Raw genomic sequence first — 12715 nt, forward strand, 5'->3', positions numbered from 1 at the left:
ACAAGTTGTCTACCGTTTTTCTACCGTTTTGTGTAGTAGGAATTGGGTAATATATAAGGGATTAGAGGTATTTATATACTTTTAGTCCCTATTTATTTTCTACCAAGATTATTGAATTGAACTGCGCTAATGTAAGATAATTATTATTAAAGTTGTTGAGTAGGTTAGGAGTATATAATGGCGACATTTAATGAACTAATAAAACAGGTAAACGATCATATCAAAGGAACTCGTGATCGGGGAACTGCATTTGAAGAAATTGTAGTGGCTTATTTGAAGAACGAGCCGACTTATCACAATAAATTCAGTCATGTTTGGATGTTAAATGAAGTACCGGATGAACTAGGTATTCCCAAGAAGGATACTGGTGTTGATATTGTTGCTCAGGATCGAATTACGGGTGGGCTTACCGCAGTCCAGGCTAAGTTTTATACCGGCAAAGTTGGCAAAGATACCATTAATTCATTCATTGCTGAATTTAGTAAGAATTACTATGAAGCTGGTATTTTAGTTAGCACAACTGACCAGTGGAATAGGAATGCGGAACAGGCTTTAGAGAAATTATCTAAACCTATGACGAGGATAGGTTTATCACAGTTAGAGCATGCTAGTATCAATTGGCAGCTTTTTGACTTTGATCAACCTAACGATCACTTACGACAGAAGCCTAAGGAGTTACGTGATTATCAACAAGAAGCTATTGATAAATCGCTGAGCTACTTTAAACAACACGATCGTGGCAAACTAATTATGGCGCCAGGAACGGGTAAAACCTTTACTAGTCTTAAAATTGCTGAAGCTTTGATGAAAGACCAGGATAAAAGTAATTTCAACGTTTTGTACCTGGTACCAAGTATTCAGCTTTTGTCTCAAACACTGTTTAACTGGAATGATGACCATGATGAACAGATTTACATGAACTCATTTTCGGTGGTCTCGGATGCTAAAGCTACCAAGAAGAAACATGGGGATGATGATTTAAGTGCTAAGGATATTGGTTTTCCAGCCACTACTAATGTCAATCAATTGATGGATAACTATCAAAAAATAAAATCAAATACTGGGAAACAAATGAATGTTATCTTTAGTACCTACCAATCTATTGATGTCATTCATAAAGCACAGGAAATTGGACTCCCTGAATTTGACTTGATTGTTGCGGATGAAGCTCATCGAACAACTGGTGCTAATGAAATGGGCGACCCTAGCGTTTTTACTAAGGTTCATTCAAACAAGAATGTAAGTAGTAAACTGCGATTGTATCAAACAGCTACTCCTAAGGTTTATGGGGTTGATGCAAAGAAGAAGGCTAAGGAACAGAGTGTTGTTATATCCTCTATGGATGACGAAAAAACGTATGGTGATGTGATCTTCCATCTGGGCTTTGGCGATGCCGTTAATCGTGGCTACTTAACGGATTACAAAGTCTCAGTTTTGGCGGTCAGTGAGCAGTACGTTAATAAAGCTATGCAGGAAACCTTGGCTTCAGACAATGAGTTAAAGACGGATGACCCTGGTAAGATCATTGGTGTTTGGAATGCAATGGTTAAGCGAAACGGCTTAAACGGCGAGATTAAGGGTGCTCCTATGAAACGAGCCATTGCCTTTACAGACACTATTGCCCACTCTAAAGAGATTGCCAAGGAATTTAATAATGTAGTTAATGACTATTTAGGCAAAGAAGCGGATGACAGCTTTACCGTTGATGTCAAACATGTTGACGGATCATTGAACGCACTTCAGAAGAAGAATGCGTTGGACTGGCTGGCTAACGACATGGAGGATAATCACGCACGTGTTTTGTCCAATGTTCGCTTCTTAACCGAAGGTATTGATGTACCAAGCCTGGATGCAGTAATATTCTTTAGCCCAAAAAAGTCCCAAGTTGACATTGTGCAGGCTGTTGGGCGGATTATGCGTCGTTATGAAGGTAAAGATTATGGATATATTATTCTGCCAGTGGTAATTGACGCAGGAGCTAAACCTGAAGATGTGTTAGATAACAACAAGCGTTATCGTGAAGTTTGGCAGGTTTTGAACGCTTTACGTTCTACAGATGAGCGCTTTGAAGCTGAGATTAATAAGCTGCAATTAAATAAGAAAAAATCTGGGAAGATTAACTTTATCGGTACGGATACTAGTCCAAGCAAGCCGGTTACTGAAGAGCGAGGAAAAGAAGCCGAGTCGGTTCAAGAAGAACCTGCTACATACCAAACTAGCTTAGCTCTGAAATGGGGTGAAATTGAACAAGCCTTTTACGGACGTGTAGTTCAAAAGGTTGGTGATCGTCGTTATCTTGAAGATTGGTCATCAGATGTTGCCAATATTGCCCATAAGCACATTCAACGAATTAATGACTTGATCGATTCAAATGTGGAAGCTAAGCAGGCCTTTGATAGCTTTCTAAAGAGCCTGCACTATAACATTAATGACGGTATCGACCGAGACCAGGCCGTGCAGATGTTAGCACAGCATTTGATTACTCAGCCAGTATTTGAAGCCCTATTTGCCGGTTACAGTTTTGTAAAGGATAATCCTGTTTCTCAAGCAATTAATAGCGTGGTTGCGGTATTTGAGAAGTATGGTTTTGATAATGGTCAGCAATCATTAAAGCCGTTTTATGATTCCGTAAAGGCACGTGCACAAGGAATTGATAATGCAGCTGCTAAGCAACGCATAATTAAGACTCTGTATGAAAACTTCTTTAGAAAGGGGTTTGAAAAGACTACTGATGCCATGGGTATCGTCTTTACCCCTGTTGAGGTTGTGGACTTTATTATTCATTCGGTGGATGACGCTTTGCAGAAATACTTTGGTAAACGTCTTTCAGACCAAAATGTCCATGTTTTAGATCCGTTTACCGGTACAGGTACGTTCATCACCCGAACTCTTCAGTATTTCAAGCAAGAGATGGATGCTGGAAAAATCACTTATCAAGACATTTTACGCAAATACATGCATGAGCTACATGCTAAAGATAATTCCGATAACCATGAGTTGTTCTATCATGACATAGGTAACTATCTTTCTAGAAAAGAGAAATTAGAGCTTATTCAATCGTTTGGCAGCATCACCAACATTCCTTGGAAAAAACTATTGCCAGATATTAATAGTGACTGGATAAACCCAAGAGACCCAAATTATCAAAAATTCCCAAGTATTTCTGGAGAAGCCAAGTCTCCCTTTTATGAAAATGCTCCAGGCATTAACACCAATCGTGATGGTTGGGCAGTTTCATTTTCTAAACATAACTTATATACTAATATGGAAAGGATGATTGCCAATTATAATCAGTCCTTAGATGAAAAAAAGGATGATAAAAATGTGGACAATGTTAAATGGTCTGCCGGATTACGAAGAACATATCGTAAGGGTGAGAAAATAACTTTTAATCCTAATCATATTGTTCTAAGCTTATATAGACCGTTCGCAAAAAAATGGCTATATTTTGATCGAAAATTAACAGAACGTCCCGGAAAATATATTAAGCAATGGGGTAATCACAATATAGTCATTCTTACTTCCGGTAGAGGATCTAGTAGGTTCTCTTCTCTTGTTTCTGGATTAATACCTAACCTTAACTGTTTAACTGCAACTCAAGGATTCATGATGTACAACAATACTGAAAGTTCGAATGAACTTATCAAACAAAATAAAGACAACATCACCACTTACTTTTCTAAAAAAATAGGTTTAACTAAAGATGATACGTTTGCATATATTTACGGTTTGCTCAATTCAAAAGAATATCGAGATAAATATGCCAATGATCTGAAAAAAGACCTGGCAAGAATACCTGTTGTAAAAGATAAAGATAAATATGTTGAAATCGGTAAGAAATTAATTGATCTTCATTTAAATTACGAAAAGGTAGAACCTTATGATGATGTAAATATCACTGTCAAAGGTGAACCCAATTATCGAGTAAAGAAAATGAAGTTCGCTAAAAAACTCAATTCTGATACTGGTAAGCGTGAAAAAGATTATTCTACAATCATCTTTAATGATACGATTACGATCAGTAATATTCCGCTGAAGGCTTACAGCTATATTATTGATGATAAATCAGCAATCGAATGGATCATGGATCAGTACCAAGTTAAAACGGATAAGAAATCTGGTATTACAGATGATCCTAACGACTATAGCGATGATCAGAAGTATATTTTCAATTTGCTTCTGCGGATAATTAATGTTTCAATTCAGACAGTTGATTTAGTCAATAAATTACCTGATTTAACTATTGATTAATTTAGATTGTTGTGTAAAATGATTATATAAGCTGATGTATCTCTGAATGTCGGATAGGCTTACGTTTTTATTTGATAGAATTAGGCATTCTACCTGACTTTTCATATGCTAAGGTCAATGTTCCGCCTCAGCGAAGGGTTTAGGGAGCTATTTTGGTAAAAATGGACAGGTTAAGCGGTATAGAATGCTTAACTGATTAATTCGTGTTTAAAAATAACGAACGGGATTAGTGTGTACTTTTCCTGATCAATTAAATATATAGAGGATTAATTTACTTAATGGTAATTTAATCCTCTTTTTTTATTTTCAAAATATTAATTATCACACACATCAGGTTGGAAGAGCGCTTGCTGTTTGTGAAGGGATTTCGAAGCTCGGCACAAAAAAGGAGAATAGTATGTCGTTTAAGAAATTATCTGCATTTAAACAATTTGACAACCAAGGTTTTTTTGGACCCAAGATTTTGATGGCTATGTCAGAAGAGCCATGGTTAGACTTTGACTCTGGCAAAAAGCTTGGGACAAAACTCAACGTCGTTGTCTGGCAAGACCACTCTGATTATGGTGATCCTACTATTACAAATGTAGGACAAACTTTGTCCGTCAAAATTGCTGGACGAGAACCGCAACAGATTATTACACCACACTTAGTACGTCTGATTAATCCAGAAGCAACAATTTACGGCGAATATCAAAATCAATTATCAGTTCGAGCGGATGACGTCGAGGATATTGAAGGCGGTGAATGATGTTGCTAAAAAATAAAAACGTTAACGGTCGAACCATTAATGCACCGCAAGCAAATGGACGATGGGACACCAAAAACGTTTGTCTCATTCTGAGTGGCTTATCTTTATTAGTCACATATATTTGCGCTAGTACAGCTTATACGCCGATCTTTGGTGGCTTTTTACGTATTATCGGTTGGTTGTTTTTCTTAATATCAATAGCCTTACTCATGCCAGTTATTCGTTTTGTAATCAAGTATAAGCTAATTAATCAGCCAAGTTTGACAGAACTGCTACATTCAAGCAGTTTTGACCAGTGGCTTATCGGCGAAGGAATTTTCGCACTGGATATGTCAGATTCGACCAAGTATCATTTGCCGATGGTTAATGGTACTAATCACCTAATTAAAATCCAAGTTATTGGTGGTATTGTCAATAAATTAAAATCAGATAATACTACTCAAAGTTTGCAGGCGTGGCTTAACAACCAGGGGTTTCGAGTTTACATCAAAAACAAGTACGTAAAAGATGGCTGGATTTTTTACATACTCGGCGATGATTTGAAACGTGATCAATTGCGCTACTGATTAAGGGGATGTTAAGTATGAAATTGAGTCAATATTACGTACCCATATCTCGAACTATCGGATATGATGCGATGGATCAACCTTTCACTTTAGTCTTCGGGCCTACTCAATCAGGTAAGAGTTTCTTAACCATACACTTAATAAACATGCTAGCGTCCTTACCTCTCGATAATATCAATGGATTGCACGGATTAGCTAGCTGTCCAACTCAGCTGTTTATAATCGATTTAAAAAATGCTGAAATGGCCAGGTTAGGTAGGCTATTACCACCTGATCGGGTAGCGACTAACAAGACTGAAGCTTTAAAGCTTCTTAATCAGTTTGTAGCTCTGAAAAGAAAAAGGGCCAATTTTATTGCTGATAAGACCAGCTTCGGAGCAACGGCAAGTACGTTACATATGCCTTTATTTTGTTTAATACTGGAGGAATACGCAACTACTAACGCAGTTTTTAATGAAGGATTGTCTAAAAAAGATAAGAATGATCGGTATAAGTGGGATGCACTAATTAGGGAACTATTTCTAACTGGTGCTGGATTAGGATTTGTCGCCATAATTATTACTCAGCAACCATCAGTTGGGAATGCAGGTCTTAGTACGATTATTACTGAACAGGTCAGCGTTAAGTTAGGGATGGGTTCAATGACCTCAACTCAATTACGCCTTGGATTTGGTAACGATACTGATATTCCAGAATATCATTTAACTAAAGGTGAGGGGCTAGCATGGATTAACGGTAGTAATGATGAGCTTTTAATGCCATTTAGGGCGCCAAAAATTGAGCCGGAAAAGATATGGCAGATTTTGAAGTTATCTCTAACTAATCAGGATACTGATCGTTACCTTACGAGAACAAATACATGAGTATTGGTTAGCGACGAGCAGGTCGTTAGACTGTCGTCGCGAGGGTAGTTGCTTGTGCAACTGCCCTTTAACTTGATTATCGTGACACAACAGCGGTGAAATTATGAAAGCTGATAGTGAGATTGACAAGAACGCAGTGGTTAAAGCTTATTTGTACGGTGACACTGTTGAACTTTCAACTAGTAATATCAATAATCATCAACAATCCATTCTAGTGATTTCGGATCATCGATATGTAGATTTGACCACTGGCGAAATAAAACAGATGAATACAAATGCTAATAGTCGTGTCGGTAATCTATCTTCAGTAAAAAGGACTATGCATTCTTTGAGGAGATTAATAGCTAATAATTTTGATGGCGGAAACGATCAGTTATGGATTACTTTGACTTATGGAGTAGATATTAATGCCCATAATTTGAACGACACAAAAGTGGTGTATCAGGACTTTAAAAACTTTATTAGCAAACTGCGTAAGGTAAAAGGTCGTTTAGAATATATTGCTGTGATTGAGCCTCAACTGAGCGGACGTTGGCACTTGCACTTGTTACTTAAAACCCTTGATGGTGAGGAATTATATATTCCCAACAATATTGTACAGAAATTGTGGTGCAAAGGATTTACTAAGACAAAACGCTTATTTAATTCAGACAATGTGGCTTCATATGTGATGGCTTATCTATCAGATCTGAAAGTTAATAGTGGTAATCAAAAGGTTAATGCAAAGGGTGCCCGCTTATATATGTATCCCAAGGGCATTAGAATTTATCGAAGATCCAAGGGGATAAAGGATCCAGTAATGAAAACAGACATTAAGCAACGGTTGTTAAATCAATATGATTTAAGTGATAAAGATAGACGAGCTACTTACGAACGATCTTTCAGCACTAAAGATGGGAAGAAAATTGTTAACAAAAATGAATTTTATAACAAGAAAGGGGGAAACGATGATGACAAGGTCAACAGTGACTAAGCAAGAACTTGAGGATCTAGGCTTTAAAACGAACCAGGCCAAGACGATTCTGCGGGAAGCAAGACAAATAATGGTTAAACGTGGCAAGACTTTCTGGGCGAATCCTCGTCTCGAAGTTGCTCCTCGTGCTATAATTGAGGATGTCATTCTGGGTGTCCCGCTTAATAAGGGTGATAAGGATGGCAAGAACTAAGTATCAATCGGTTTACTATCAACCAGCAAAAGACGGCCATAAAGGTTACTACTATTATTCTATCTATCTTGGAAAAGACCCGTTAACTGGGAAAAAGATAATTAAGAAAGCACGCCGTGATCGTTTGGGTAATCGTTTTAAAACAGCAAGGGCGGCGCATTTAGAAGTTCAACGAGTTCTGGGCGAAATTGGCGATGGGACTAGTGTTCATTCATCGCAAATAAGTTTGGAAAATTTCATGAGCAATGTCTATATACCTAATTATCGTCGTGAAGTTGAGAACAGTACTTGGAGCTCACGTAAGTCAATTTTTAAGCTTATTAAAGAAAGACTAGGTGCTAAATCTTTAAAAGACATTACCCCTAAAGATTGCTTTGATTTTAGATCATGGTTACTTTCATCAGAAGCTGGTTACTCTCAATCTTTTGCATCCATTGTATATGGTATATTCCGACAAGTATTAGATACTGCCGTTGATTTAGATTATTTGTTAAGAAATCCCTCACGGGTAAAGAAAGCTACTCGAGCTATTGCAAAGGGACCTCATATTATCAATTATTGGACCCTTGAAGAGTTCAAGGAGGTAGTGTCTAAGTGTTATTTGGGGGATATTGAGGGTGCTCTAGCTTATGTAATGCTTAACCTGTACTATTTTACTGGTTTACGGGTCTCCGAAGGGTTAGCGCTCTGGTGGTCTGATATTAATCTGCATGATGGGTATATTAGGGTAAATCACACGCTAACTAACAGTATCGACCCAGATAAGAAACGCAAGAATTATACTAAAACCATGAGTAGTATGCGCACAATCGATATACCGAACGATTTGGTAAAATTGCTTAAGTGGTGGAAGCAGGAACAATACGATAACCTACCACAAAATGGTAATGATCATTATGTTTTAAGTGCAACTGATCGTCCTCTACACCGTTCAAGTGTTAATAACACAATTAACCGATACGCAAAGCTAGCAGGGGTACACCATATTCAAGCACGAGAATTAAGAACTTCGCATGTTTGCTTACTTATTAATAAATATAATGTAGACATCTTGGCGGTATCACAACGACTTGGGCACGCTAAACCAACACCTACTTGCAGTATTATTCTGAACTATGGCGAGGACGTAATCGGACGGTAGCCGACCAAATGAATGGTGCCATGGGGCATATTGATCACCCTGATCATTCACTGGTCAACTTCACTGGGAATCAGTTCGTCAAGGTGTAGTTGTCTACCGTTTTTCTACCACGTTGATATTTAAGTTGCCAAATTCCTTGTGACACAAGCGATTATCTGATGGCTTCAACAAGTGATGGGGAATAAAATGACAATGTCACTTAGAGTTGGAACTGCGATATAGCAGCATGTTGATAGTTTTAAAACTAAGCCCACTCATCAAAAATAACATATTTGCCAATGGGAAGCATCCAGTGTAAAAGCTGGGTGTTTTTTGCTACTAAAGGTTTTTTTGTTGTAATGCTGGTTGCTGCTCAAGTTCTCCATAATTACTATATCACCCTAATTATTGATGCCTTAGCAATGATTGTTTCTCTTTTGATTCAACGTGATTTTGTTACTCATCGGCAACCGAAGCTCGTTATAAAATAGCCGTCGTGAAAAAGAGCGAAAATAAGAGTATACTAAACTAATTCAGTTTTTAAGATAAGGTAAATTCAATATGCATAATTTAATTCTTCTTACAGATCTCACAGGATCAGACTTAGATCCTTATATGCGACTTAATGAAGCACAACTTTTTCATGCTCTTGAACCTAATCCGGGTTTATTTATTGCGGAAAGTCCCAAAGTGATTGAACGGGCTTTGCGAGCAGGCTATCGGCCAGCGTCTCTTTTAATAGAAGAAAAGGAACTAGAGCGTGACTTGGCTGATTTGGATCATGAAATGGCAATTAACCAAACTAGGGGATTAGAACAAACGCCAATCTACGTAGTCAATAGTAATTTACTTCGGCAATTGGCTGGTGGTGGTTATAATCTTTTACGCGGAGCATTAGCGGCGATGCACCGCGTCGAACGGCCAAGTCTAGACAGCTTTTTGGCTACTATGCCCAGTGACCATCCACGCATCGCAATTCTGGAAAGTGTTGTGAATCCCACTAACATTGGGGCGATTTTTCGCTCAGCCGCGGCGCTCGGAATCGATGGGGTAATTGTAACGAGTGATTCAGCTGATCCCCTTTATCGCCGGGCCTCGCGGGTAGCTATGGGAACGGTTTTCCAAGTACCATGGACCTATGTTGATGCTAAAGTTTGGCGATCAAAGGGAATTGACCTTCTTCATCAGGCAGGGTATAAAACAGCAGCGATGGCGCTCCGTCATAATACGGTTGATATTGATGATCCTCAGTTAGCTGAAGTAGATAGATTAGCAATTATCCTTGGTTCAGAAGGCCCGGGATTAAGAGAACAGACAATTACGCAGAGTGATTTTACAATTAAGATCCCGATGGCGCCGGGCGTTGATTCCTTAAATGTGGCGGCTGCCTCGGCTCTCGCTTTTTGGGAACTAGGTAATCGAAAAGTTAAATGATTGAACAAACTTGAGCAGTAATTGAGTATCCGATCATGTAAAGCGTTGTTGATACTTTAGTGTCGAAGTGTAGGGGAAAATCCAAGAACAAAGTTGATTCTGGAGCATGAAGTAATTTAATGAAGAGAACGCCAAGTGAGTTCGCAACTAATCAATATTCTCCAATCGGGATAACTAATAATTAATAATGTTTTACAAACATCAATCTTTTCTCGTTTATCAGAAATAATAATTTATTTCGTCCTTTAATGAAATTAATCATTGAGGGACGTTTTATTTTGTACTCTAGCATTAACAAAAAGTTCTAAAAAACAAAATTACAACAGCTAGTAGAGGAATTAGGACTAAAATTTATTAATTTCAAAGCTTTAAGTTTTAATTTCAGATGGGAATAAAACTGCTGAAGTTGCTAAAAAATGATGGAGAATGTTCAAAAAAATAGCCATTATGTATTGGTAGTAATTGATGAAGTAGATAATAGTCAACCTATTCGTAGTTTTGCGCAAATATTTAATGAATTAAAACGACATGGTTTTCCTATTTTTGTTCTTATGACAGGATTGCCGGACCTAATTTATGTGTCCCAATATCGTAGGAGAGCAATTGCACGTCACCTTGTACGGTCAGGATCATATGGACATGTTCAGTATATCTTGCAATTTATTCGGGCAACGCAAGATCCTGACTCAATTTATTTTTATGGGCTTGAGTAAAGCTTATATAAAATGAAATTGACTTAATGAGTATTAGTTTTATCAGATTAGTTGCCGGTATGCCAGCCAAGGTAATTAAGACGCATTAACTGAATAAAGTAATAATTTAAATCCCAAACCATAGGGGACTGTGACATAAGTTACTTTCATAAAAAAAGCAAATACGCAGTACAACAATGGCCTCTAACGTCCGGCAAAACCGAACGTTAGAGGCCTATTGTTGCTTGCGGGGGCTCCCAGAGGCTAGCTTCGCGTCGAAAAACGAAGTCACAAGTGCCTTCTGTCTCGCTCCCTTATGGTTTGCTTTTTTATTTCCAAGACAAATGTCCTCGAAATTACACTTTGAGATAGCAAAATCCCAATTTTCATGTATATTAAGAGACAAGTGACATAGAAAATTGTAAGCGCTAACCAATATAATAGTGATAAAGAGTGAGGGTGATACTCTTGAATATTAATGAAGTATACAAAGCAATTAATTCAAACGAGCGGGTTCGCCAGCTAGTAAAAACAGCACCACTAAACATTATTGAACAAATGGACGTGAAAAAGTTTGATACAAAGCAGTTTGTTCTGCATCAAGGAGAGAGATATCAAAACACCTATTTGCTTGTTAAGGGGCGGGTAAAAGTTTTTTTGAATTCGCCTAGTGGGAAACAGGTAGTTTTGGACGTTTATGATTCTGGGATGTTTCTGGGTGAACAAGAAGCAATTATCAATCGTCCTTACAGTGCATCAATTATCAATATTTCACCAATTACGGTTCTAAGTATTCGGAATAGTGATTTCGTTGAGTGGACACAAAAGGATCATTGGTTTGCTGATAGGCTGATTCATAATCTTTCTGAGCAGATTTATCATCTTACAAAAAGGATGGAGCGTTATAGTATGCACTCTGCATTACAGCAAATTGGATTATTTCTACTTTACTGTGCTCATGAACATATTCCAATTACTCGAGAAAAAATCACTTATGAAGTTGATACCTCATACCGGAATATAAATCGTGTTTTAAAAAAGTTAGCTGACATTAATGTAATTCAAATTAATCGCTCAATTATTAAAATCACCGACTTGCAAACTTTACAACAGATTGTGGAAACGGAGGATTAATTATGATGGAAGAACAACAACCACATACACAATTAACCACAGAAATTAATACCGATAGCGCGGTAATTGTTGGTGATCCTGCACGAGTAGATAAAGCAACTGAGTTTTTGGAAAATGTTCAAGGATGGGCATTTAACCGGGAATATAAGTCGATAATTGGTACTTACCGAAATAAACGAATTTTAGTAATGTCAACTGGGATCGGGGCCCCGTCTGCGGGAATCGGAGTTGAAGAACTTCATAACGTTAATGTTAAAAAACTGATCCGTGTGGGGTCTGCTGGTGCAATGCAAAAAGGAATTGGCTTAGGCGAATTAATTATTAGCGAAGGAGTAGTCCGCGATGATGGATTAACTAAGAAGTATGTCCCGGGAAATTATCCTGCTGTCCCTTCATTTAAATTAATGGCCTTAGCACATAAATATGCTCCTAAAGCAGTTTATGGGATCATCCGTTCACATGATGGCTTTTACATGGATGATAATGCAGAACAAGAAGCGTTTTGGTCTGGTAAGGGGATCGTTGGCGCCGATATGGAATCAAGTACCTTGTTAACTATTGGTCGTCAACGTGGAATGGAAACTTTATCGATTCTTAATAATGTTGTCCTATACGAAGGAGATCTCGCAACAGGGGTTAATGATCTAGTTAGTGGGGATGACCTCATGATTCAAGGGGAAATGGCTTCACTCAAACTTGCATTCGATATCTTAAGTGATCAAAGTCTGGAGGAAAATTAAT

Annotated in this window: 12 protein-coding genes; all 12 read left to right on the top strand. The window is 37.9% G+C overall.

All coding sequences use genetic code 11. The annotated features are described in order from the left end of the window. Positions 1–177 precede the first annotated feature (177 nt). The 12 genes from LMB57_RS06830 (at position 178) to LMB57_RS06880 (ending at position 12714) form a co-directional block, all read left to right on the top strand. Entirely contained in the window at positions 178–4251 is a 4074-nt protein-coding gene (locus tag LMB57_RS06830; RefSeq protein ID WP_229278147.1) for a type ISP restriction/modification enzyme, read from the top strand. Between the two features lie 397 nt (positions 4252–4648). Beyond that, the gene (locus LMB57_RS06835) at positions 4649–4999 is read left to right on the top strand and encodes a hypothetical protein (RefSeq protein WP_229271337.1); all 351 of its coding nucleotides are present in this window, start codon (positions 4649–4651) and stop codon (positions 4997–4999) included. After that, positions 4996–5565, top strand: a complete 570-nt coding sequence (locus tag LMB57_RS06840; protein WP_229271336.1) for a hypothetical protein — start codon at positions 4996–4998, stop codon at positions 5563–5565. Before LMB57_RS06835 ends, LMB57_RS06840 begins: the two co-directional genes overlap by 4 nt. A 242-nt stretch (positions 5566–5807) precedes the next feature. Continuing rightward, positions 5808–6428, top strand: a complete 621-nt coding sequence (locus LMB57_RS06845) for a cell division protein FtsK (protein WP_229278148.1) — start codon at positions 5808–5810, stop codon at positions 6426–6428. Between the two features lie 103 nt (positions 6429–6531). Further along, positions 6532–7401 carry a rolling circle replication-associated protein gene (locus tag LMB57_RS06850; RefSeq protein ID WP_229278149.1) on the top strand — a complete coding sequence of 290 codons (870 nt, stop codon included), beginning with the start codon at positions 6532–6534 and terminating at the stop codon, positions 7399–7401. Next, positions 7379–7594, top strand: a complete 216-nt coding sequence (locus LMB57_RS06855; protein WP_229271333.1) for a DUF3173 family protein — start codon at positions 7379–7381, stop codon at positions 7592–7594. Before LMB57_RS06850 ends, LMB57_RS06855 begins: the two co-directional genes overlap by 23 nt. Then, the gene (locus tag LMB57_RS06860; RefSeq protein ID WP_229271332.1) at positions 7581–8735 is read left to right on the top strand and encodes a tyrosine-type recombinase/integrase; all 1155 of its coding nucleotides are present in this window, start codon (positions 7581–7583) and stop codon (positions 8733–8735) included. Before LMB57_RS06855 ends, LMB57_RS06860 begins: the two co-directional genes overlap by 14 nt. A 338-nt stretch (positions 8736–9073) precedes the next feature. Beyond that, on the top strand, positions 9074–9205 hold the full coding sequence (locus tag LMB57_RS09820) for a hypothetical protein (RefSeq protein ID WP_267493885.1): 132 nt from the start codon (positions 9074–9076) through the stop codon (positions 9203–9205). Positions 9206–9275: 70 nt separating this feature from the next. Continuing rightward, positions 9276–10148 carry a TrmH family RNA methyltransferase gene (locus tag LMB57_RS06865; RefSeq protein WP_229271331.1) on the top strand — a complete coding sequence of 291 codons (873 nt, stop codon included), beginning with the start codon at positions 9276–9278 and terminating at the stop codon, positions 10146–10148. Positions 10149–10564: 416 nt separating this feature from the next. Next, entirely contained in the window at positions 10565–10861 is a 297-nt protein-coding gene (locus LMB57_RS06870; protein WP_229271330.1) for a hypothetical protein, read from the top strand. Positions 10862–11299: 438 nt separating this feature from the next. Beyond that, positions 11300–11974, top strand: a complete 675-nt coding sequence (locus LMB57_RS06875; RefSeq protein ID WP_229271217.1) for a Crp/Fnr family transcriptional regulator — start codon at positions 11300–11302, stop codon at positions 11972–11974. Positions 11975–11979: 5 nt separating this feature from the next. Next, the gene (locus LMB57_RS06880; protein WP_229271235.1) at positions 11980–12714 is read left to right on the top strand and encodes a nucleoside phosphorylase; all 735 of its coding nucleotides are present in this window, start codon (positions 11980–11982) and stop codon (positions 12712–12714) included. Position 12715 lies beyond the last annotated feature (1 nt).

Origin of the sequence: Limosilactobacillus secundus (assembly GCF_020784695.1) — a bacterium.
In the GTDB taxonomy this organism is placed as follows: Bacteria; Bacillota; Bacilli; order Lactobacillales; family Lactobacillaceae; genus Limosilactobacillus; species Limosilactobacillus reuteri_F.